The 22,163-nt window shown below is 73.3% G+C and carries 16 protein-coding genes; 8 read left to right on the top strand and 8 right to left on the bottom strand.

Going from position 1 to position 22,163, the window contains the following annotated elements; translation table 11 throughout:
- The first annotated feature begins 270 nt into the window (after positions 1-270).
- Positions 271-1,932, top strand: a complete 1,662-nt coding sequence (locus ACSTA4_RS04425) for a hypothetical protein (protein WP_444962505.1) — start codon at positions 271-273, stop codon at positions 1,930-1,932.
- 137 nt (positions 1,933-2,069) lie between these two features.
- Here ACSTA4_RS04425 and ACSTA4_RS04420 read toward each other — a convergent pair whose 3' ends face one another.
- Positions 2,070-2,897, bottom strand: coding sequence for an ABC transporter permease (locus ACSTA4_RS04420; protein ID WP_248773420.1), 828 nt, complete (start codon positions 2,895-2,897; stop codon positions 2,070-2,072).
- Complete coding sequence (locus ACSTA4_RS04415; protein ID WP_444964095.1) at positions 2,894-3,820, bottom strand: ABC transporter ATP-binding protein; 927 nt, start codon at positions 3,818-3,820, stop codon at positions 2,894-2,896. The genes ACSTA4_RS04420 and ACSTA4_RS04415 overlap by 4 nt, the downstream gene beginning before the upstream one ends.
- Before the next feature lie 416 nt (positions 3,821-4,236).
- On the opposite strand from ACSTA4_RS04415, the gene ACSTA4_RS04410 reads away from it, so the two are divergent.
- The 5 genes from ACSTA4_RS04410 to ACSTA4_RS04390 all read left to right on the top strand — a co-directional run bounded on the left by ACSTA4_RS04410 (position 4,237) and on the right by ACSTA4_RS04390 (position 9,659).
- Positions 4,237-4,620: an RNHCP domain-containing protein gene (locus tag ACSTA4_RS04410; RefSeq protein WP_444962504.1), complete on the top strand. Its 384-nt coding sequence runs from the start codon at positions 4,237-4,239 to the stop codon at positions 4,618-4,620.
- On the top strand, positions 4,617-5,045 hold the full coding sequence (locus ACSTA4_RS04405) for an RNHCP domain-containing protein (protein ID WP_444962503.1): 429 nt from the start codon (positions 4,617-4,619) through the stop codon (positions 5,043-5,045). The genes ACSTA4_RS04410 and ACSTA4_RS04405 overlap by 4 nt, the downstream gene beginning before the upstream one ends.
- 217 nt (positions 5,046-5,262) lie before the next feature.
- Positions 5,263-5,853 (top strand): DUF1707 SHOCT-like domain-containing protein, encoded by a 591-nt coding sequence (locus ACSTA4_RS04400; protein ID WP_444964094.1) that lies wholly within the window; start codon positions 5,263-5,265, stop codon positions 5,851-5,853.
- 158 nt (positions 5,854-6,011) lie between these two features.
- Positions 6,012-7,400, top strand: coding sequence for a class II fumarate hydratase (locus ACSTA4_RS04395; RefSeq protein WP_444962502.1), 1,389 nt, complete (start codon positions 6,012-6,014; stop codon positions 7,398-7,400).
- A gap of 216 nt (positions 7,401-7,616) precedes the next feature.
- Positions 7,617-9,659, top strand: coding sequence for a protein kinase domain-containing protein (locus ACSTA4_RS04390; RefSeq protein ID WP_444962501.1), 2,043 nt, complete (start codon positions 7,617-7,619; stop codon positions 9,657-9,659).
- Between the two features lie 120 nt (positions 9,660-9,779).
- Here ACSTA4_RS04390 and ACSTA4_RS04385 read toward each other — a convergent pair whose 3' ends face one another.
- Positions 9,780-10,418 (bottom strand): transglycosylase SLT domain-containing protein, encoded by a 639-nt coding sequence (locus ACSTA4_RS04385; protein ID WP_444962500.1) that lies wholly within the window; start codon positions 10,416-10,418, stop codon positions 9,780-9,782.
- A gap of 58 nt (positions 10,419-10,476) precedes the next feature.
- Entirely contained in the window at positions 10,477-11,196 is a 720-nt protein-coding gene (locus tag ACSTA4_RS04380; RefSeq protein ID WP_444962499.1) for a lytic transglycosylase domain-containing protein, read from the bottom strand.
- A gap of 415 nt (positions 11,197-11,611) precedes the next feature.
- On the opposite strand from ACSTA4_RS04380, the gene ACSTA4_RS04375 reads away from it, so the two are divergent.
- The gene (locus ACSTA4_RS04375) at positions 11,612-15,061 is read left to right on the top strand and encodes an SCO7613 C-terminal domain-containing membrane protein (protein WP_444962498.1); all 3,450 of its coding nucleotides are present in this window, start codon (positions 11,612-11,614) and stop codon (positions 15,059-15,061) included.
- 161 nt (positions 15,062-15,222) lie between these two features.
- Here the strand turns inward: ACSTA4_RS04375 and ACSTA4_RS04370 are convergent, their stop codons facing one another.
- From ACSTA4_RS04370 to ACSTA4_RS04360, 3 genes are all read right to left on the bottom strand, one after another.
- The gene (locus tag ACSTA4_RS04370) at positions 15,223-16,569 is read right to left on the bottom strand and encodes a PhoH family protein (protein WP_444962497.1); all 1,347 of its coding nucleotides are present in this window, start codon (positions 16,567-16,569) and stop codon (positions 15,223-15,225) included.
- A 258-nt stretch (positions 16,570-16,827) separates the two neighbouring features.
- Positions 16,828-17,589, bottom strand: a complete 762-nt coding sequence (locus ACSTA4_RS04365; RefSeq protein WP_444962496.1) for an isoprenyl transferase — start codon at positions 17,587-17,589, stop codon at positions 16,828-16,830.
- A gap of 93 nt (positions 17,590-17,682) precedes the next feature.
- Entirely contained in the window at positions 17,683-18,294 is a 612-nt protein-coding gene (locus tag ACSTA4_RS04360; RefSeq protein WP_212641485.1) for an RNA polymerase sigma factor, read from the bottom strand.
- Positions 18,295-18,603: 309 nt separating this feature from the next.
- Here ACSTA4_RS04360 and ACSTA4_RS04355 point away from each other — a divergent pair, with 309 nt between their 5' ends.
- Entirely contained in the window at positions 18,604-19,974 is a 1,371-nt protein-coding gene (locus tag ACSTA4_RS04355) for a serine/threonine-protein kinase (protein WP_444962495.1), read from the top strand.
- Positions 19,975-20,012: 38 nt separating this feature from the next.
- Here the strand turns inward: ACSTA4_RS04355 and ACSTA4_RS04350 are convergent, their stop codons facing one another.
- Positions 20,013-22,046, bottom strand: a complete 2,034-nt coding sequence (locus ACSTA4_RS04350) for a thioredoxin domain-containing protein (RefSeq protein ID WP_444962494.1) — start codon at positions 22,044-22,046, stop codon at positions 20,013-20,015.
- Positions 22,047-22,163 lie beyond the last annotated feature (117 nt).

Here is a 22,163-nt window from a genome sequence, read left to right as displayed (position 1 = left end):
GAAGGTTCCCGTTCTCCGGGCGCCCGAACACGGGCTGAAGCGAAGCGGAGGCCCAAAAAAACACTGCCTAGGGCCGTCACACCCCCACCGGAAGACCTCCGCGGAGAGCTCCACCCCGGTGTCCCGTCCCGGCCGGTACGGGACACCGGGCCCCTTCCCCACCGGCCGACCGAAAAAGGCGCGGGGCGCGAACCACACCGGGTCGACGCGGCATCAGACCCGGCGTTGGTTGCGCGGTGCACGCGCCGAGAATTCCCCGCCGGAGGTTTGATGTCCTACCCCGATCCCCCACAGCAGCCCCAGTGGCAGCACCAGCAGCCCGGGCAGGGCTACCCTCCGCCCCAGGCTCCCGGCCAGCCCCCCGCGGGCTTCGGCGGCGGCGCGCCCGGCGGTCCGCCGCCCGCGGGCCCCTTCCCCGGTGGCCAGTACTCCGGCGGACAGGTGCCGCCCTCCGGCGGAGGCCGCAACAGGCGCTGGCTGATCCCGGCCGCCGCGGGCACCGCGCTCCTCCTCATGGGCGGCACGGTGTGGGCCACCGTCTCGCTGGTCAGCTTCGGCGGCCCCCAGCCCGAGGACGTGCTCCCGGGCAGCGCGCTCGCGTTCGGCAAGATCGACCTGTCGATCGACGGCTCCCAGGCCATGGAGCTGCTGCGGTTCGTGGAGCGGCTCCCCGATGAGGTCACCGCCGAGATGGACGAGCCCGACGGCGACATGACGGGGCTGGTCGCCGAGGGTTTCGTGGCCGCCTTCCCCGAGGCGCAGCAGTCCGACGTCGAGGAGTGGATCGGCCAGCGCGTGGGCTTCGCGATGTGGCCCGCCAGCGGTGAGGCCGAGCTGGGCGAGGGCGCCGGTGTGGCCGGGGCGTTCGCGCTCGCGGTGGAGGACGAGCGGCTCGCCCAGGAGGACCTGGAGCGGCTCAGCGGCGAGTACGACGACCTCTACTTCGAGGTGATCGACGACTTCGCGCTCCTCACCACCTCCGACGCGGCGCTGGCCGACCTGCACGCGCAGGTGGACGAGCACGGCCCCCTGGCCGACGCCGACACCTTCTCCGGTGACATGGACGACGTGCCCAGCGGCAGTCTGGCCGCGGGGTGGGCGGACCTCGCGAGCCTGATGGAGGTCGAGGAGTTCGCCCGGGAGTTCGAGGCCGACCTGGCCGCCGAGACCGGTGAGCTGAGCGGCCGGATGACCGCGTCCCTGCGGGTGGACGGCGAGTACCTGGAGGCGCGCACGGACGTCTTCGCCCTCACGGTGGACGGCACCGACCTGGCGTGGCTGGCCGAGACGCCGGGGGCGAGCGTGGCGGCGATGGAGTCGCTGCCCGAGAGCACGGTCATGGCCCTGGGCGCCAGCGGCCTGGACACGGCGCTGACCGACGCCTACGAGAGCGACTCGATCCCGTTCATGACGAGCAGCGGCCAGATGCAGGAGATGGAGCGCCAGTTCAACTCGATGGGCGCCCCGCTGCCGGAGGGGTTCACCCAGCTGCTGGGCTCCTCGACCGCGTTCGGTGTCACCGACATGAACCTGGAGGGCTTCTTCGGGTCCGCCTACGGCGGCGGCGGTGAGGCGTCCTTCCAGTACCGCGCGGTGGGAGGTGACGAGCAGATCCTGAGCGACTTCGTCGAGGGCGCGGTCGTCGACTCCTACAGCACCCCGCCGGGTGTGAGCACCGACGGCGACGCCGTGGTGGTGTCCCAGGGCAGCAGCGCCACCGGGCGCCTGGGCGACGACCCGGTCTTCCAGCAGACCATGCAGGAGATGGACTCGGCGGTGATGGCCGGGTACATGGACCTGCGCCAGGTGCTGACCGAGAGCGAGGTCGAGGCCCCCGGTCAGTGGGGCGCCGTGGGCCTGGCGCTGAGCGTCACCGAGGAGGGGCAGCGCAGCAGCGTGGAGCTGCGCTGGTCGCCCAGCGGCGGCGAGTAGCCGCACGGGGTGCCGATGCGCGGACGGCGCGGGGGGAGGGTGCTCCCCCTGCGCCGTCCGCGTGTGCGGGGGCTTCCACCGCGTGGCTGGTGTTCCACGAGGGAACGGACTCGCGCCGTCCGCGCGTGCGGGGGGCTTCAGCCGACCACGCGGCGTCTCATCCGGGCGCACGCCAGGAACCACATGAGAACCACGAACACCAGCAGCACTCCGAGGTGGAACAGCGCCGGTCCGGCCCCGAGGTTGCCGAAGACCACCCCGCGGATCAGCTCGACCGAGTGGTAGAGCGGGTTGACCATGGCCGCGTTCCGCACCCAGTCGGGCAGCTCGGTGAGCGGGAAGAACGTGCCCGCCACCAGGAACAGCGGGGTGAACAGGCCGCTGAACACGTAGTCCATGGACCGCACCGAGTTGATCAGGGCGGAGATCCAGATCCCGAAGAGGGCGAAGGCGAACCCGGACAGGAAGGCGATGAGCGGCACGAGCAGCAAACCGGGGCCGGGGCGCAGCCCGAACCCGACCGCGACGAGCAGCGGGACGCACCCGTACACGCCCGAGCGCATCGCCAGCCACAGCGCCTCGCCGGTGACGAGTTCGCGCACGTCCACGGGGGCGGCGAGGATGCCCTCGTAGGTGTGCAGGAAGCGTCTCTTGATGAAGGTGTTGATGACCCCGGGCATCATCGACTGGAACAGCACCGACACCGCCACGATGCCCGTGCCGAGGAAGTCGATGTAGCTGTACCCGGCGAGGGTGCCGATGAGGGCGCCCATGCCGAAGCCGAAGCAGAGCAGGTAGAGGGTGGGCTCGACCACCGCCGCGAAGGTGGTCGCCCGCCAGGACTGGCCGTACAGGATCCACTCGCGGGCGACGACGCCCATCACCGCGTCGGCCTCCAACCGGCCGGGGCGGGCGTGGATCTCGGGCCGGGCGTCCTCCCGGGCCTGCCGCGTCTGGTCCGTCACTCCACACTCTCCCCGGTCAGGGCCACGAAGACGTCCTCCAGGGTGCTCACCCGGCGCAGCGGCGCGCCCAGCCGGTCGCGCAGGGAGTCGGGCAGCTCCTCGGCGCGCAGGACCGACACGGTGGTGCCGGTGCGCCGGGTGGTGAAGCCGTGGCCGTGGACGAGGCTTTCGAGTCCGTCGACGCCCTCCTCACCCGGGGTGTACTCCTCCACGGTGGTCCCCGCGTACCGGGCGACGAGGTCGGCGGGGGCTCCGCGCTCGACGATCCTGCCCGCAGCCATGAGCGCCACCTCGTCGGAGAGGCGTTCGGCCTCCTCGATGTAGTGGGTGGACATCAGCACGGTGACGCCCTCGGCGCGCAGCGCGGAGATGACGCTCCACAGGTCCTGGCGCACCTGCGGGTCCAGGCCCACGGTGGGCTCGTCCATGAGGACGAGTTCGGGCCGGTGCAGCAGGGCGCGGACGATGAGCAGGCGGCGGCGCATGCCCCCGGACAGGTCGTCGACGAGGGTCGCGCCCCGGTCGGCGAGCTGGGCCAGCCGCATGGTCCGGGCGACGGCCTCGCGGCGTCGGCGGCGCGGCACCCGGTACAGGTAGGAGAACATCCGCAGGTTCTGCTCGACGGTGAGCTCCTCGTCGAGGTTGTCGTGTTGGGGCACGACGCCCATGCGGGCCCGGGCCCACTTGGACTCGTCGGGGATGGCGTGGCCGAGGACGCGGATCTCGCCCTCGTCGGCGAGGGACTGGGCGGTGAGCATCTTCATGGTGGTCGACTTGCCCGCGCCGTTGGGCCCGAGCAGGCCCAGGACGACGCCTTGCGGGACCTCCAGGTCGAGCCCGTCGACGGCGGTGAGCGAACCGAAGCGCTTGACGACTCCCCGGAGTCGCAGGGCGGGGACGGACGGTGTGTCACCGGCGTCCATGGTCGCGCTCCCGGACGGACGGCGACCGGGGACAGGTGTGGTCATGAACACAACCGTAGACAGCGGGGGCGAGGGATTTCCAGCGGGTTTCTCCGGCTGTGGAAACCCTCCCGCCGCGGCGCTGCGGGCCGTGCGGGCCCCGCGAGGCGGTCCGAACGGCGGAAAACCCGTTGTCCCGGCCGGGGCTCCCGCCTACGATCGTCCTCCGGACCCGTAGGCAACGAGAATCCGGAGGACGACTCCGGACGGAGAAGGGTGAGTATGCCCCGGAACGCGCCGAGCGCGCCTCACAGTCACGCGTGCCACCGCCGTACCCGGGCCCCGGGTACCTGAGGCGGCCACGCCCCTTTCCGTCGAGAAGCGCTCGGCCTGCTCCCTGCTGTTCACCACCCTTTTCCAGCAAGGAGTACCTCCGGGTGTCCACCACCGATTCCTCCGGCCGTTCCGGCCACCGCTCCGCCACGCGCACCGGCGCCTTCGCCTGCGTGCGCTGCGGCCTGTCCGCGTCCCGTCTCGGCCCCGACGGGGAACCGCGCGACCACTGCCCGAGCTGCCTGAGCTCACGCCACGTCCTGGACCGGGTCGGGGGCGGCGCCTCCGACTGCGGCGGGCGCATGGCCCCGATCTCGGTCGCGGTCCCGCGCGGCGGCTCCTGGACGCTCATCCACCGCTGCGGCGTGTGCGACGAGATGTCCGAGAGCGCCGTCTCACCGGACGACAACCACCTCGTCCTCATGCGGATCGCGGTCCGGCCGCTGGCCGAACCGCCCTTCCCGCTCGACCTGTTCGGGGAGGTGTGAGCGTGGGCCGACGCAACACCCGTGTCACCAGGCGTCCCCAGCGCCCCAAGACCGTGCTGCACGCCCACGGCGAGGCGGGCGGCGCGGGTTCGTTCCGCTGTGTGCGGTGCCGTCTGGAGATCCCGGCCCGCGCGCCGGGGACGGCCCACCGCAACCACTGTCCGCACTGCCTGACCAGTCTGCACGTGGACCGGCGGATCCCCGGCGACCGCGCGTCCGGCTGTCGGGGCGCGATGGACGCGCTGAGCATGGCGGCGCGACCGGACGGGGAGTGGATGATCGTCCACCGCTGCGTGCGGTGCGGTGAGCTCGGCTCCAACCGCGTGGCGGGCGACGACAACGCCCGCGCACTGGTCAGGGTGGCGGTCCGGCCGCTGGCCGCCGCCTCCGACGCGGTCGCCAGGCGGGCGCTGATGGACCTGTGACGGCTGGCGGGGCGAAGGCCTGAGGGCTCTCCGCCCCGCCCGGGTCCGGTCCGCCGTGCCTTCCGGTCGGGCCGGAACGCGGCGCTCCCGGCCGGAGTCCTCCCGCGGCCCCGCGCGGGTGGACGCGGAGCGCTCCCCGGACGCTCCGACGCGCGGTACTCCCCGGACGGGCGGCCGACCCGGGGTTTCGCCTAGTCTGGGCGGTGTGAGTGAGGAAGTGTCCCCCGATCGGCTCCGCGCCTCCAACACCGACCGCGAACGGGTCCTGCGGGTCCTGCGCGAGGCCGCCGCCGACGGGCGTCTGGACCTGGAGGAGTTCGAGGAGCGCTCCTCCCTCGCGCACGAGGCCCGGACCCTGGGCGAGCTGCCCGGGATCACCGCCGACCTCCTCCCCGCGGAGCAGCAGCCCATCCGCCTGGACCGCCAACCCGTCCTCGGCCTGTTCGGCAGGGCGGAGCGCAGGGGCCGCTGGGTGGCCTATCCCGACGAGCTGGCCGTGGCGCTGATCGGCAGGGTCGAGGTGGACATGCGCGAGGCGCTCCTGATGCACAACCACCACCGCATGACCGTGACCGCCGTCCTGGGCCGCGTGGAGATCGACGTCCCCGAGGGCGTCGAGGTGCGGCTGACCGGCTGGTCGTTCCTGGGCAGGCGCACCACCACCGCGCGCCGCTCCGAGCTGTCCCATCCCCCGGTGCTGGAGATCGACGGGTTCTCCCTGTTCGGCGTGGTGCGCGTGCGCGCCCCGAGGAGGCGCCGCCTCCTGGGCTGGCGCCGCCGCGATCGCCGACGCGGTATCGGGGCCTGACCGCGCCGACCTGCGAGGACCGCCGACCGATCGCGGAGGGCGGCGGCGGTGTCAACATGACGCGCGCAACACCGCCAACCCCGGGTGAGGTGGCGGTGTGCTCCGGTGCGTCTGGCAATCTGGGGCTCACAGGTTTTCCCAGGGAGAGTTGGGTTGCAATGAGCGAGTTCCGTATCGAGCACGACTCGATGGGTGAGGTCAGGGTTCCGGCCGAGGCCAAGTGGAGGGCCCAGACGCAGCGTGCCGTCGAGAACTTCCCGATCTCCGGCCAGGGCCTGGAGGGCGCGCACATCGCCGCCCTCGGCCAGATCAAGGCCGCCGCGGCCAAGGTCAACGCCGAGCTCGGCGTCATCAGCGACGACCTGGGCAAGGCGATCCGGGAGGCCGCCCTGGAGGTCGCCGAGGGCAAGTGGAACGACGAGTTCCCGATCGACGTCTTCCAGACCGGCTCGGGCACCTCCAGCAACATGAACACCAACGAGGTCGTGGCGACGCTGGCCACCGAGCGCCTCGGGGCCCCCGTGCACCCCAACGACCACGTCAACGCGTCGCAGTCCTCCAACGACGTGTTCCCCTCCTCCATCCACATCGCCGCCACCTCCGCCGTCCAGAACGACCTGGTCCCGGCGCTGCGGCACCTGGAGGAGGCGCTCGGCGCCAAGGCCGCCGAGTTCGCCTCCGTGGTCAAGAGCGGCCGCACCCACCTCATGGACGCCACCCCGGTCACCCTGGGCCAGGAGTTCGCCGGGTACGCCGCCCAGGTGCGCTACGGCGTGGAGCGCCTGGAGGCCGTCCTGCCGCGCGTGGCCGAGCTGCCGCTGGGCGGCACCGCCGTGGGCACCGGCATCAACACCCCCGAGGGCTTCTCCGCCCGGGTCATCGCCGAGATCGCCGAGCACACCGGCCTGCCGCTGACCGAGGCCCGCGACCACTTCGAGGCGCAGGGCGCCCGCGACGGCCTGGTGGAGCTGTCCGGCCAGCTGCGGACCATCGCGGTCGGCTTCGCCAAGATCGCCAACGACATCCGCTGGATGGGCTCGGGCCCGACCACGGGCCTGGGCGAGATCCTCCTGCCCGACCTCCAGCCCGGCTCCTCGATCATGCCGGGCAAGGTCAACCCGGTCCTGTGCGAGGCCGTGCTCCAGGTGACCTCGCAGGTCGTCGGCAACGACGCCGCGGTGGCCTTCGGCGGCGCGAGCGGCAACTTCGAGCTGAACGTGCAGCTGCCGATGATCGCCCGCAACGTGCTGGAGTCCATCCGCCTGCTCTCCAACGTCTCGCGCGTGTTCGCGGACCGCTGCGTGGCCGGCATCGAGGCCAACGCCGAGCAGTGCCGCGTCTACGCCGAGTCCTCGCCGTCGATCGTGACCCCGCTCAACCGCTACATCGGCTACGAGGAGGCCTCCAAGGTCGCCAAGCAGTCGCTGAAGGAGAAGAAGACCATCCGCGAGGTGGTCATCGAGCGCGGCTACGTCCAGGACGGCAAGCTCACCGAGGCGCAGCTGGACGAGGCCCTCGACGTACTGCGGATGACCAACTCCCGGTAGTCCGGACCCGTTCCGCCACGGGGCACCCCGCGTGCGGGGTGCCCCTTCCGCGTGCCGGGCCGGGCGGTCGTGTGCCGGGCGGGGCGCACGGTGCGCACGGGTCCCGGTCGTGTCTCACCCGGCCGTGAAGGGCCGGACCAGGAACCTTCCGGGCGCGGGAGGCGTCCGACATTCTTGAACGAGCACCTTGGAAGCCCGCCTTCGAGAGGGCAGTACATGTCGAGCAACAGCGACAGTGAACGCGTCGTCGCGGACCGCTACGTCCTGCGCCGTGAACTCGGCCGCGGCGGTATGGGGGTGGTCTGGCAGGCCTTCGACCCGACGCTGGACCGCGACGTGGCGATCAAGCAGGTGCTGCTTCCCGACCACTTCACCGACGCCGAGCGCGCGGACGCCCACGGCCGGGTCCGGCGCGAGGCGCGCTCCGCCGCGCGGATCAGCCACCCCACGGTGATCACCATCCACGACGTCTTCGAGTACGACGGCAACCCGTGGGTGGTCATGGAGCTGGTCGAGGGCGGCTCCCTCCAGGACCGGCTCGACGAGCGGGGCGCCCTGCCCCCGGACGAGGTCGCGGAGATCGCCGAGTCGCTGCTGCGCGCCGTGCGGGCCGCGAACGCGGCCGGGGTCCTGCACCGCGACATCAAGCCGGGCAACATCATGACGTCCCTGGACGGCCGGGTGATCCTCACCGACTTCGGCATCGCGACGATGGAGGGCGGGCCGAGCATCACCCGCACCGGCGCGCTGATCGGCTCGCCCGAGTACATGCCGCCCGAGCGGCTGGCGGGCGGCCCGGCCGAGCACCGGGGCGACCTGTGGAGCATCGGCGTGACCCTGTTCGCGGCGGTCGAGGGCGCCTCCCCGTTCCGCCGCGACAGCATCACCGCGGCGATCGCGGCGGTGATGTCCGCGCCGCTGCCGCCGATGACGCGCGCCGGGTGGTTGGAGCCGCTCATCTCCGGCCTGCTGGAGCGCGATCCGAACCGCAGGCTGGACGCGGACGGGGCGCTGGCGCTGCTGCGCGGGCGCGGCGGGCCGAACGCGGGCGGTGACGACAGCGGCGGCTTCGGAGTGGCGGGCGCGGGGGCGTTCGGCGCGGCGGGAGCCGCGGGGGCGTCCGGAGGCGGCGCCCCGGCCTTCGGCAGCGGCCCGCACGCGGCCCCCGGGGTCAGCGGCCCGCGGAGTCCCCACCAGGCGCCGAGCGGCGGCCGACCCGGCACGGGGCCGCTGGGCGGTTACCCCCACACACGGGCCCCGCTGCCGCAGGGCCCGGTGACGGGGCCGCGCCCGCCGCGGGGCGGACCGGCCGCCCCGGTGACGCCCGCGACGCCCTTCGCGCACGGGCACCGCACGGTCCACCAGCACCGGCCGCCGCACTCCGCGGGAGGCGGCCACGGCGGTACGGGCCGCGGCCCGGGCGGACCCGGGGGTCCCGGTGCCGCGCTCCACTCGGGCGGACACGGCGGCGCGCGTCCGGGCTCGGGCTCGGGCTCGGGGAACACCAGGCTCCTCGTCGGCGTGGGAGCCGCGGTGGTGGTCCTGGCGCTGATCGGCGGTGTGGCCGTGGTCGGCGCCACCCTGTTCACCGGAGCCGAGGTCGAGGGCGGCGCCTCCGAGACGCTGTCGGCGTCCGAGGGCGCGAGGCCCCCGGCGGAGCCCTCCGCCTCCGTCGGCGGGGACGAGGGCGCTGCCGGCAGCGGCAGCGGCGGTGAGGGCCGGGGCGAGGGCGGCACGACCGGGAGCGGGGACGAGGACGGGGAGCCGCCGTCCTACGACGATCTGGAGACCTTCCGCTCGCAGTGGTTCCACGTGGACCACCCGGCCGGGTGGCAGGTGGACGACAGCGAGATCGAGAACACGCTGGCGGTGTTCGTCGCGCCGGGCGGCGACCACCAGGTGTGGGTGACCGGCTGGACCGAGCAGGAGTTCACCGGGACGAGCGCCGAGTACCTGGAGGACACCAACGGCGGGACGCGGGTCGAGGGTGACGTCACCACCGGCTACACGCAGCTGGAGCTGGAGGAGTTCGACGACGGCGACTTCGAGGAGGGCTGGGACGTCGCCCTGGTGGAGTCGGACTTCGTCAACGAGACCTGGGCGAGTCAGGAACGGCGCTTCTGGGCCTACGCGGTCAGCACCGAGCACGAGGGAGACCGGGTGTTCTACCTGGTCAGCGTGAACGTTCCGCGCGAGGACGCCGACTACTACGACGACCTGCCCGAGGACGTCATGGAGTCGTTCGACCCGCTGCTGTGAGCGCGCCGCCCGCCGACCGCGGCGGGTCCGACACGACGGGGGCCGTTCCGGAAGGGAACGGCCCCCGCGCCTCGCGTGTGCGCCGGAGGCGGCGCCCGCCGACAGGGGCGCCCCGGCGGATCAGTACCAGCCGACGGACTGGGAGTGGGCCCAGGCCTCACAGGGAGTGCCGTAGCGGCCCTTGATGTAGTCGATGCCCCAGGCGATCTGCGTGGCCGGGTTGGTCTGCCAGTCGTCGCCGTGGGTGGCCATCTTGTCGCCCGGCAGGGACTGCGGAATGCCGTAGGCGCCCGAGCTGGGGTTCTGCGCGCTGGGGTTCCAGTTGCTCTCCTTCTGCCACAGGGGTTCGAGGCAGTCGTGGAACTCGCTGGCGGCCCAGCCCTGGTCGGTGACCATCTGGAGGGCGATGCCCTTGGGGTCACCGGTGAAGACGGGAGTCTCCTCCTCCTCTTCCTCTTCTTCCTCCTCCTCGATGTCGCTTCCCTCGACCTGGGCCGTCAGGACCCCTTCGGTGAGGGCCGCGTCACGCTGCTCCTGAGCCTGGCTGCGCAGGGTCTGGAGTTCTTCCTGGGACAACTGCTCGGAGAAGAACTGCTCCTCCCCGGCTTCGGTGTCGGCGGTGGATTCCTCGGCATCCGGAATGGCGGCGCTGGCCACAGTGTCCGGATCGATCTCGTCATCCGCGAACGCGGTGACGGCGAAGGTCGCACCCGCGACGAGGGTCGCCGCACCGACCGCCGCCGTACTACGCAGCGACATTCGGTTGATTAGCACGATTGCCTTTCCCAAGAGGGGGTTATTGGCAGGGAAAGCCCTATTAATACCAGTTGTTGGCCTGGGAGTGGGACCAGGCGCCGCAGGGGTTTCCGTAGCGGTCCTTGATGTAGTCGATGCCCCAGGCGATCTGCGTGGCCGGGTTGGTCCGCCAGTCGGAGCCGTGGGAGGCCATCTTGTCGCCCGGCAGGGACTGCGGGATGCCGTAGGCGCCCGAACTGGGGTTCTCGGCCGTGTGGTTCCAGTTGCTCTCCTTCTCCCACAGCGGCTCCAGACAGTCGTGGAACTCGCTGGCGGCCCAGCCCTCGTCGAGGACCATCTGGAGCGCGATGTCCTTGGGGTCGCCGGAGGGGGCCGACGCGGCGGATCCGCCGCCGGAGGAGTCGGAACCGCCGGAGGTGTCGGCCTCGGGCTCCTCCTCGGGTTCGGGTTCGGGCTCGGCGATGTCGCTGGCCGTCCCGCTGTCGGCGCGGACGGCCTCGTCGACGGCCGCCCTGGCCTGCTCCATGCTCTCCTCGCGCTGGGTCTGGCGCTCCTGGTCGCTCTGCTCGGACTGCGCGGCGAAGAAGTCCTCGGGCCGGTCGGACCCGCCGTCGCCGCCCGCCGCCGACTGCTGGCCGGGGACCACCGCGGCGGAGGCGAGCTGGCTCGGGTCGGCCGCGTCGCTCTGGGCGAACGCGGCGACCGAGAAGGTGCCGCCGGCGACGAGGGTCGCGGCGCCGACGGCGCCCGCATGTCGCAGTGAGATGAGGTTGAGTAGCAAAATCGCCCTTTCGCGTAGACGCACACGCGCCCCACGGGGTCCGCGTGTGTGAGAGTTCGCCGCCGCTGACCACGTGGCCCGGGGTGTTGCGCGCGAGGGAAGGGGTAGCCGTTCGACCGACCGCGGCGCGGGTTCCCACGTGGGAGGGGATGTTCGTGCAGCGGGTTCAGCCTGCATCATCGTCACGATGAAGTAACGCCAGATTTACTATGTCTTGGGTCACATCACGGAATGCATCCGCAATGCGGTGCTTTGACCTGCCCATCGATACGCAGCGTCAAGAAGAGGTCAAGCCCTCCCGGTGCTGTGGCGGGGGTCTCCGCACCTCCCGGAGCGAGACGGAGGTCACCGGGAACGGTGTTCCTGAGTACCCGTACGGATGTGCGCGGGCGGCCGCGGGGGCCAGGATGGCGCCATGAACGTCCACGGATCCCCGCCGTCCCCCGCGGGCCCACGGCTCAGGTGCCCGGACTGCCGCGCCCCGCTACCCACGCCGCCCCGGACCTGCCAGCGGTGCGGGCTCCTGCTCGTCGGCGCCACCGCCCAGCGCCTGTGGCACATCGACACCGAGATCGCGCTGCTCAACAGCCGCGAGCGGCACCTGCGCGAGGAACGCGCCGCCGTCATGGCACTGCTGCGCGAGGAGTCTGGCCGAGGCGCGCCCCCGGCCCGAGCCGTTCCCGGCTCCGCGGACGGGGAGCCGCCGCGGGTTCCGGGTCGGGCTTCCGGTCACGCGCCGGGACCGGCCGTCCCGCCCGGTGACGCGCCCCCCGGCGGCCAGGGAGCCCACGCGCACGGGCAACCCCCGGCCGGGGCGATGTCCGGCTCGCAGGCACCGGTCGGGCAGAACCCCTACGCACAGGCCCCGGCCGAACGGGTACCGGCTGGGCAGCCGCAGTCCTCACGGCTTCCGTCCGGGCCGCCCGGGGAGGTCACCCGCCGCTCGGCGCAGAACGTCATCCTCGGGCTGGGCGGCGTTCTCGTCGGCATCGCGGCCCTGGTCTTCGCCGTCTGGACGTGGAGCGACATGGGCACCGGCGCCCGTGCCGGGGTCCTCGGCCTCACCACGGCGGCCTTCGCCGTCCTGGCCCTGCCGCTGCACCGGCGCGGTCTCAGGGCGACCGCGGAGACCTTCGGCTGCCTGGCCGCCGCGCTGCTGTGCGTCGACGCACTCGCGCTGTGGCTGCTGGCGTCGGAGCAGATCGGGAGCGGGCCCGGCTACACCGCGATCGCGCTGGTCGTCATCGGCGCGCTGCTGGCGTCCTATCCGCTGCTCGTACCGCTGCGGACGCCGCGCGTCCTGGCCGTCCTGCTCCTGCAACCGGTGCCCGTCCTGCTGGTGGCGGCGTCCGGCTCCCCCGGCCTCTGGTCCTGGGCGCTGCCCGTCCTGGCCGCGACCGGGCTCGCCGACCTGCTCCTGGCCCTCTGGTTCGGACGGCCCCGCGCGGGCGTCCCCGTGCGCGCCCTCCGGGTCAGCGCGACCGTACTGTGGGTGCTGACCACGGTCCTGGCGCTGCTGTACACGGCGTTCGCCCTCGCCGCCTCCGCCGCGGGCGCCGACCGCGTCGGAGCCTGGTGGTTCGTGGCCGCCGTCCTGCTGCTGTCGGGCGTGACCGGTCTGCTGCTGGCCAGGGACCCGCTGCACCGGGTCCCGGCGGGTCCCGGTCCGGTGGGCGGCCCGGGCGGCCCGCCCGGCCCCGCGGCGCCGGGCGGCACGGACAGCGCGGGAACCCCCCGGGTCCCCGCGGTCATCGCCCTGCTGGTCCTGGGGGCGGCCCCGCTGGCCGCCGGACCCGCGCACCTGCCCGCACTGCCCAGGGCGCCCCTGCCCCCGTGGAACGGCGGCCCCGCGACCGCACCGGTGTCCAGCGTGCTGGGTCTGCCGACGACGGCCCCCGCGGACGCCGGGTTCCCGCTGCTCGCCGTGCTCGTCTGCGCCGTGCTCTCCCTGGGCGCGGTGTTCCTGCTGCGCCGCCGGGCGCTGGTGCCCGCCGCCGCCCTGACCGCTCCTCCGGCGCTGCTGACGGCCGTGCACCTGCTGGACCCGCCGCACGCGGCGGCGGTGGTGTGCGCCCTCCTGGTCGGCGCCGCGCTGGTCCTGGCCACGGCCCTGGCGCCGCGTCGGCCCGGCTCCTGGGTGCCCGCGCTCACCGGAACCCTGACCCTGCTCACCGGTGGCCTGTGGTCGCTTCCGGACCAGTACACCTCCCTGGCCGCCCTCGTGTTCGTGGAAGCGACCGCCCTGGTCGCGCTGCTCCTGTACGCCCGCTCCGGCCGCCCCGCGGCGCTCTACGCGACGGGCCTGCTCCTGTGGGCGCTGGCCCTGCTGACCGGCGCGTTCTTCGGGCTCGGCCTCGTGATCTCGGACACCGTGCCGCCTGCGGCGTGGTGGCTGCTGGCCGCCTGCGCGCTGCTGGCCGGGGCGAACGCGGTGGTGCTCGGGCGGACCCCCCTCCCGTCCGCGGGCGGTGCCGGGGGCGACCCCCGGCCGGTCTTCACCATGGTCGGCCTGCTCCTGCTCGCGTCCGCCCCGCTGCTGGTCGGACGCGGGCACGGCCCCGGTCTGCCGCTGCTGTCCGGCGCGTACGGGCCGTGGACGGCGCCCGTGCGGGCACTGGGCGACCCGACCCACTCCGTCCTGGGGCTGCACGGCGTGGCGGGCCCGGCGGAGGCCTTCGGCACGGCGGCCGGGATGCTGCTGGCCGGTGCGGCGGCGGTGGCCCTGGTCACCCTGCTCGACCGCGGGCGGACGGCGGCCGCGGCGGTTCTCGCCGCGCCGCCCTCACTCGTCGCGCTGCCCCTGGTCCTGGACGCGCCGTTCCTCGGCGCCCTGCTGTGGGTGTTCGCGGTGGGTTCGGCCCTGGCGCTGTGGTCGGCGCTGACCCGCAACGGGCGGCTCGGCTGGCTGGCGGGCCTGACCGCCCTCCTCACCCTGCTGCTCGGCGCGGGCTGGGCGCTGGTCCAGGCGCACACGACCACGGGCGCCCTGATGGGGGTCGCGGTGGTCGCCGCGGTGGTCGCGGCCCTGGCCCGGACCGCCGTCGCGGCGGTCGGCGCCACGGCGGTGGCGACGGCGGCGACGGGCGGGTTCGCGCTGGCGCTGCCCCTGCTGCTGGGGGCTCCGGTGGAGTACGCGGCGCTGGCGCCGATCGCGATGGTCGCCGCGGTGGCCGTGGCCGCGCCGCGCCTGCGCGGACCGCTGCTACCGGCGACGGAGGCCCCCGCCTGGGTGTGGGCTGCGGTCTCGCTGGGAGTCACCGCGGCGGCGGGGGCGCGGCCGGAACTGGTCGCGTTGGCGCTGGCGGTGGTCGGGGTCGTCGCGCTGGCGACCGCCGCGCGGCCCGGGCGGCGCTGGTTCGCGCCGGTGGGCGCGCTGCTGATGCTGGCGGCGCTGTGGACGGTGCTCTCGGCGTGGGACGTGGCCGTGCCCGAGGCGTACACGGTGCCGCCCGCCCTCGCGGCGCTGGCCGTGGGCTGGGAGTGGAGCCGCAGGGCAGCCGTACCGCCGTCGAGCTGGGCCGCCCACGGCGGCGGCCTGGCGCTGCTGTTCCTGCCCACCGTCGTGCTGGTGCTGGCGGAGGACGGCATGGTGTGGCGGGTGCCCGCCGTGCTGGTACTGGGCCTCGCGGTGACCGTGTGGGGGCTGCGCGGACGGCTCCAGGCGGCCCTGGTGACGGGCGGGCTGGTGCTGGTGGCGACCTCGCTGCGGGCGTTCGGGCCGCCCCTGTGGGACCTGACCCGCCTGGTGCCGAACTGGGTGCCGTTCGCCGTGGCGGGTGTGCTGCTGCTGGTGATCGGCGCCCGCTACGAGGCGAGCCTGGAACGGCTGAGGCGCCTGGGCCGCCTGGTGGCGGGGATGCGCTGAGGGACCCGACCGCGCACCCGTGGAGCGCGGGCCGACTATGACCACGTCGTCATGGACACCGGCGACCCGACCGCGCACCCGTGGAGCGCGGACCGGAAACCCGCCGGGGCTCCACGGGGGCGGCGGGCCCGTCACACCGACGGGCCCGCCGCGGTACCGCGTCAGTTCTCCAGCATCTCCGTGACCAGGGCGGCGATCGGCGACCGCTCGGACCGGGTCAGGGTGACGTGCGCGAACAGGGGGTGGCCCTTGAGCTTCTCGATCACCGCGACCACACCGTCGTGGCGGCCCACGCGCAGGTTGTCGCGCTGGGCGATGTCGTGGGTGAGCACCACCCGCGAGTTCTGGCCGAGGCGGGAGAGCACGGTGAGCAGGACGTTGCGCTCCAGGGACTGGGCCTCGTCCACGATCACGAACGCGTCGTGCAGCGACCGGCCGCGGATGTGGGTGAGCGGGAGGACCTCCAGCATCCCCCGGTCCACGATCTCCTCGATGACCTCCTCGCTGGTCACCGCGGACAGGGTGTCGTGCACCGCCTGGCCCCACGGGGTCATCTTGTCGTTCTCGGTCCCGGGCAGGTAGCCCAACTCCTGGCCGCCGACCGCGTACAGCGGCCGGAACACCATCACCTTGCGGTGCTGGCGGCGCTCCAGGACGGCCTCCAGACCGGCGCACAGCGCCAGCGCCGACTTGCCGGTGCCCGCGCGCCCGCCCAGGGAGACGATGCCCACGTCGGGGTCGGTGAGCAGGTCCAGGGCGACGCGCTGTTCGGCGCTGCGGCCGTGCAGGCCGAACACGTCGCGGTCGCCGCGCACCAGCCTCACCGACTTGTCGGGCTGGACCCGGCCGAGCGCCTTGCCCCGCTCGGAGACCAGCACCAGTCCGGTGTGGCAGGGGAGGTCGCGGGCCGCGTCGATGTCGCTCTCGCCGCTGGTGAACAGCTCGCCGATCTGGTGCGCGGGCACGTCCAGCTCGGCCATGCCCGTCCAGCCGTGCTCGATGGCCAGTTCGGCCCGGTACTCGTCGGCGGCCAGCCCGATGGAGGACGCCTTGATCCGCATCGGGAGGTCCTTGCTCACCAGCACGACGTCCCCGCCCTCCTCCTGGAGGTTGCGGGCCACGGTGAGGATCCGGGTGTCGTTGTCGCCGAGCCGGAAGCCCGCCGGCAGGATCTGCGGATCGCTGTGGTTGAGTTCCACCCGCAGCGTGCCGCCGACTTCGTTCACCGGTACCGGGGCGTCCAGACGGCCGTGGGCGACCCGCAGGTCGTCCAGGCGGCGCAGCGCGTGACGAGCGAAGTACCCGAGTTCGGGGTGGTGACGCTTGCTCTCCAGTTCGGTGATCACCACCACGGGGATGACGACCTCGTGCTCGGCGAACCGGCTCAGGGCGGCCGGGTCGGCGAGCAGGACACTGGTGTCGAGCACGTAGACGCGTGCGTCCTGGCCTACCTCCGTACGGGGGTCGGGGGACTGGGTGTCACGGCGATCGGTCGAGGAACTAGCCACTCGTTCTCCCCTTGGGCACCGCTGGGGCGCCCTACTGTCACGGGATCATGGAGGACCGGGACTTGGCCCGCGAGGGCCGGGTCCGGCCCTCCTCGTTGACGTTCCGCGATGGCGGAGGAGATCAATGAGACGGGGCCTCCCGAACGGGTGGACGAACGCCACCCGCTACTTCCGACGCTACGCGTCCGTGCTCCCGTTTCCAAGGGACCTCTCCCTCCGCGCGGTGAACTCCGCGTTAAGGGGTCGGGCTCGGGGGGATCAGGATCCGTAGCGGCGGTTGCGCGCGCCGTACGAGCGCAGTGCACGCAGGAAGTCCACCCTGCGGAAGGCAGGCCAGTAGACCTCGCAGAAGTAGAACTCCGAGTGCACGCTCTGCCACAGCATGAAGCCGGACAGGCGCTGCTCCCCCGACGTACGGATGAGCAGGTCGGGGTCGGGCTGACCGCGCGTGTAGAGATGCCGTGCGATGTCCTCGATGTCCAGGCGCTCGGCAAGCTCCTGGATACCGGTGCCCTTGGCCGCCTCCGCTTGGAGGAGGGACCGAACCGCATCAGCGATCTCACGTCTACCTCCATACCCGACGGCGACGTTGACAACCAGCCCGGGGTTACCGGATGTGGCCGTCTCCGCCTCCTTGAGCGCCTGGGCGGTGGACGCGGGCAGGATGTCGAGGGCCCCCACGGGGCGCGTGTTCCACCCCTCCCCGCGAAGCCGGGCGATGGTCTGCTCGATGATGCGCACCAGCGGGCCCAGCTCGGACTCGTCCCGGCTGAGGTTGTCGGTGGACAGCATCCAGAGTGTGACCACCTGCACGCCGACCTCGTCGCACCAGCGCAGCAGTTCGAAGATCTTGTTCGCGCCCGCCTGGTGGCCCTGCTCGGCCGCGCCGAGCCCGCTCACCTTGGCCCAGCGGCGGTTGCCGTCCATGGCGACACCGACGTGGCGGGGGATCTCCTGACTGGTCAGCCGACGCTCCAGGCGCCGCTCGTAGAGCCAGTACAGGGGGTCACGAAGCCCCATTGGCGAAACCTCTCAGAGCTGGATCTGGAACAGCACACCGCTGGAAAGGATGTGCCGACGGGGATGCCTCCAGCGTAGTTCGCCCGAAGGGGGCTACGTCACGGCCAGGGATTTGCGCACGTGCTTGCGTCCCTGGTGGATGCGGGACTTGACGGTGCCCAGGGCCAGGTTGAGCTCGGAGGCGATCTCGTTGTAGTCCATCTGGCACAGGTCGCGCAGGACCAGGGGTGCCACCAGGTTGGGGCGGTCCTTCTCCAGCTGGTCGAGGGCCTCCAGCAGGTCGATGCGGGAACCGGCGATGACGCTGGTGGTGCGGGGGTCGCTCTGGTGGGGCATGCGCTCGGCCTCGGTGGGGAACTCCGCCGAGCGCCGCTTCATGGAGCGGTAGGTCTGCCGGGCGGAGTTGGACACCACGGTGTACAGCCACGTGGTGAACAGGGAGTCGCCCTTGAAGCTGTCGATCTTGCGCGCCACGCGCAGCAGCGCGTCCTGGCACGCCTCCTCGGCGTCCTGCCGGTAGGGCAGGAAGCGGGCGCAGCGGCGCAGCACCTCGGGCTGGATCCGCCGGAGCAGGTCGTCCAGGGCCATGGCGTCCCCGGCCTTGGCCCGGCGCGCGAGGTCCTCCAGCTCCTCGTCGACGTTGCTCGCCACCCGACGCCGCGGCGCGGGGCTCTCCTCGTGGTCTGCGTGGTCACTACTGCGCATGTCTGGTCTCTCCCTGACTGACGGCAGACATCCGGCCGTCCGCTGCGGACGCGGGTGCGCCCCTTGCGTTCGAGGGTCACACGTCACTGGGACGTCTACGGCCCCGGTCCGGATCCGCACTCGCGAAAAATCGTGGCCCTCGCCGCCGCGCACTGCGCGGAGCCCTTCGGGCCCCCTCCAGTGTCCACGGCCGGAGGGGATCGGCGCCACCCGGAGAGGGGATCATATCGGCGGGAGGCAATGTGAAGGTACAGATGGTGTATTAGTGGGCAACGACCGCGTGTTCACCCCTGACAGACCGAGGCGGAGATGAGCCAACCTGAGGCCTTCGGGCGCTACCGCGTCATCCGGCGCCTTGGGTCGGGTTCCTTCGCCACGGTCTGGTTGGCGCAGGACGACCTGCTGAACTACTCGGTGGCCATCAAGGTACTCGCCGAGAACTGGGCGCACCAGATGGACATCCAGCACCGCTTCCTGGAGGAGGCGCGCATCCTGCGCCAGACCGACTCCACGTGGCTGGTGGCGGTGCACGACGTGGACGTGCTCCCGGACGGCCGGCCCTACATGGTGATGACCTACGCCGACCAGGGCAGCGTCGCCGACCTCATCCACCGGGGCACGCTGCCCCTGGACGAGGCCCTGCGGCTGTTGACCGAGATCGGCCAGGGCATCACGGTGCTGCACAACCACGGCACGATCCACCGCGACATCAAGCCGTCGAACGTGCTGCTCCAGTCGTCGCCCGTGGGGCAGCGGGTGCTGGTGGCGGACCTGGGGTTCGCCAAGTCGATCGACGAGGCGTCGGGGTTCACCGCGGCGGCCGGGACCCCCGGCTACATGTCCCCCGAGCAGAGCATTCCCGGCGGTGACCTGGACGTCCGGTCCGACGTGTACTCGCTGGGCGCGGTGGCCTACGAGCTCATCACCGGACGCCCGCCCTCGCGTCCGCCGGTGAAGGTGGCCCCTGGCCAGATCCGGCCAGGTCTGCCCCCCGCGCTCGACGAGCTCATCCTGTCGGCGCTTTCGGTGGACCGGGAAAGCCGTCCGGCGGACGCCAAAACCTTCACCGACCGGGTCAGAACCATCCGTATGGCGCCCGACCTGCCCAAGGCGGCCGTGCCGTGGTGGCAGCGGTTCCGCATGCCCTGGCGCCGGGCGGCGGCCCTGGCGGGGGCGCTGGTGCTGATGGGAGCCGGCCTCTCGGGGTCCCTGGGCAGGCCGGGGGTGTCCCTGACCACCGTGCACGACGCCGCGCAGGGGGTCTACCTGGAGGTGCCGTCGGTGTGGGCCCACGAGATCCACACCGCACAGGAGGCCCTCCCAGCGGCGGCCGCGGCCGGGGCGGGCCCGGGGCTGCTGGTGGCGACCGACGCCGAGGACTGGGACTCCACCCGGGAGACGGCCTACGGTGTGTACGCGACCGTGGTGAGCGGCCCCGCCGACCTGAGCGGGATCGCCGGCGCCGAACCGTGCGGAGACCCTCCCGAGGAGCGCCCGCTGGACACCGGGGCCTGGGAGGGCACGGTGTGGGACTGGCCCGAGTGCCACGGCAACGGGTCGCTGAGCAGCGCCGCCGTGCACGAGCCGGGCGAGCCCACGACCGTGTACATGGAGATCCGCCAGCCGGGCTACCGGCCCGACCTGGTGGACCGGATCATCGCCGGTACGCACCTGGGTTAGGGCGTGTTCGGCGGACACTTGCCCTCCCCCGGCACCCGTCAGGCCAGCAGCTGCTCCCGCAGGTCCTCGGGCGAGGTGACCGGGAGCTTGCACACGAAGCCCTCGCACACGTAGGCGGTCGGTCGCCCACCCACCGGCGCGCGGTCGCGCAGCAGGGGCACCCCGCCGTCGTCACGGCCGTCGCCGCGCGAGAGCACGGTGCCCAGCGGCGCCCAGACCAGTGCGGCGCGCACCAGCTCCGCGGTCCCGGGGTCACCGGGGTCGCCCACCACCGCGACGGCGCGCGGCCCGGTCAGGAGGGCCTCGCCGGTGGCCAGGCCCCATCCGGCGAACCGGGCGGCCTTCTCCGCCAGCACCGCCACCGGGGACAGCGCCTCCTCGGCGGCCGTGCGGTGGCGCTCGGAGCCGGTCAGCGCGGCGTAGGTGAGCAGCGCGGACGCCGCCGCCGACCGGCCGGACGGCGTGACGTTGTCGGTGGGGTCCTGGGGGCGGTTGAAGAGGCGCTCGGCGTCGTCGGCGGTGTCGTAGAACCCGCCGGAGCCGTCGCCGAAGCGCTCCAGGACGGTGTCCAGCAGGCGCCCGGCCTCGTGCGCGTAGCGCGCCTCCCCGGTCACGCCGTGCAGGGCGAGCAGCCCCTCGGCGACGTCGGCGTAGTCCTCCAGCACCCCGGCGCTGGTGCCCGCGCGCCCGTCCCTGGAGGTGCGGGCCAGGCGCCCGTCCCGCAGGTGCACGCGCAGCAGCAGGTCCGCGGTCTCACGGGCGGCCTCCACCAGGTCGGGCCGCTCCAGCAGCACCCCGGCCTCGGCCAGCGCGGCGACCGCCAGACCGTTCCAGGCCGCCACCACCTTGTCGTCGCGGGCGGGGGCGACCCGCTCGGCGCGGGCCGCCAGCAGGGCCTCGCGGACCCGCTGGTAGCGCCAGGCGTCGGCGGGCGGGACGGGCAGCTGGAGCACGGAGGCGCCGCGCTCGAAGGTGCCCTCCTCGGTCACGCCGAACACCTCGGCGGCGAAGGCGGCGTCCTCCTCGCCCAGGACCTCCCTCAGCTGGGCGGGCGTCCACACGTAGTAGGTGCCCTCCTCGCCCTCGCTGTCGGCGTCCAGCGCGGAGGCGAACCCGCCCTCGGGCGTGCGCAGGTCGCGCAGCATCCAGTCGGCGGTCTCCCCGGCGATCCGGCGCAGCAGGGCGTGGGTGTCGGCGTCGGAGACCCCCGGCCCCGAGGGGCGGCGGCCCATCCGGGCGTAGGCGCGCAGCAGCAGGGCGTTGTCGTACAGCATCTTCTCGAAGTGCGGCACGGTCCACTCGCGGTCCACCGAGTAACGGGCGAAACCGCCGCCGAGCTGGTCGTACATGCCGCCCTGCGCCATGGCCAGGGCGGTGCCGCTGGCCATGAGCCAGGCGGGCGTGGACTCGTCCGAGCTCCGCAGGGGCCGGGTGCGCTCGTCCTGCGCGGTGAGGAAGGAGAGCAGCATCGACGGCGGGAACTTGGGCGCGGTGCCGAAACCGCCGTGGGCGCTGTCGTAGTCGCGCACCAGCGCGCGGACGGCCAGGTCGAGCCGGTCCGCGGAGGGCGGCGGCGCGGCGGCCAGGGTGCGCGGGCCGCTGAGCGCCTCCACCACGCGCGCGCCCTGGCCGACCAGTTCGGAGCGCTGGTCCCGCCAGGCGTCGGCCACGCCCCGCAGCAGGCGCTGGAAGTGCTCGCGCGGGAAGTAGGTGCCGCAGTAGAACGGGGCGCCATCAGGGGTGGCGAACACGGTCATGGGCCAGCCTCCCTGGCCGGTCATGGCCTGGGTCGCCTCCATGTAGACGGCGTCGACGTCGGGGCGCTCCTCGCGGTCCACCTTGACGTTGACGAAGAGGCTGTTCATCAGGGCCGCGGTCGCCTCGTCCTCGAAGGACTCGTGGGCCATCACGTGGCACCAGTGGCAGGCAGCGTAGCCGACGGAGACGAGGAGGGGCACGTCGCGCCGACGCGCCTCGGCCAGGGCCTCCTCACCCCAGGGCCACCACTCCACGGGGTTGTCGGCGTGCTGCAACAGGTAGGGGCTGGTCGCGTCGCTCAGGCGGTTGGGCATACCCCAACTCTGCCATCCGGGGCCGCGGGGCGTCGCGCACCCGCCGGAGCGGGGTCCGCGGCACGGAGCCGGCCGGGCGTCCGTGAACTCCGCCACCCGGGGCGGTGGGATGTCGCG

It is taken from the genome of Nocardiopsis sp. M1B1 (genome assembly GCF_052466615.1).
This window is presented reverse-complemented; position numbering and strand designations above follow the sequence as displayed.

Bases quoted from the DNA above. Each gene is read 5' to 3' on its own strand.
- ACSTA4_RS04425 (WP_444962505.1), top strand. From the start codon at position 271: ATGTCCTACCCCGATCCCCCACAGCAGCCCCAGTGGCAGCACCAGCAG.
- ACSTA4_RS04415 (WP_444964095.1), bottom strand. From the start codon at position 3,820: ATGGACGCCGGTGACACACCGTCCGTCCCCGCCCTGCGACTCCGGGGA.
- ACSTA4_RS04395 (WP_444962502.1), top strand. From the start codon at position 6,012: ATGAGCGAGTTCCGTATCGAGCACGACTCGATGGGTGAGGTCAGGGTT.
- ACSTA4_RS04390 (WP_444962501.1), top strand. From the start codon at position 7,617: ATGTCGAGCAACAGCGACAGTGAACGCGTCGTCGCGGACCGCTACGTC.
- ACSTA4_RS04385 (WP_444962500.1), bottom strand. From the start codon at position 10,418: ATGTCGCTGCGTAGTACGGCGGCGGTCGGTGCGGCGACCCTCGTCGCG.
- ACSTA4_RS04375 (WP_444962498.1), top strand. From the start codon at position 11,612: ATGAACGTCCACGGATCCCCGCCGTCCCCCGCGGGCCCACGGCTCAGG.
- ACSTA4_RS04365 (WP_444962496.1), bottom strand. From the start codon at position 17,589: ATGGGGCTTCGTGACCCCCTGTACTGGCTCTACGAGCGGCGCCTGGAG.
- ACSTA4_RS04360 (WP_212641485.1), bottom strand. From the start codon at position 18,294: ATGCGCAGTAGTGACCACGCAGACCACGAGGAGAGCCCCGCGCCGCGG.
- ACSTA4_RS04355 (WP_444962495.1), top strand. From the start codon at position 18,604: ATGAGCCAACCTGAGGCCTTCGGGCGCTACCGCGTCATCCGGCGCCTT.
- ACSTA4_RS04350 (WP_444962494.1), bottom strand. From the start codon at position 22,046: ATGCCCAACCGCCTGAGCGACGCGACCAGCCCCTACCTGTTGCAGCAC.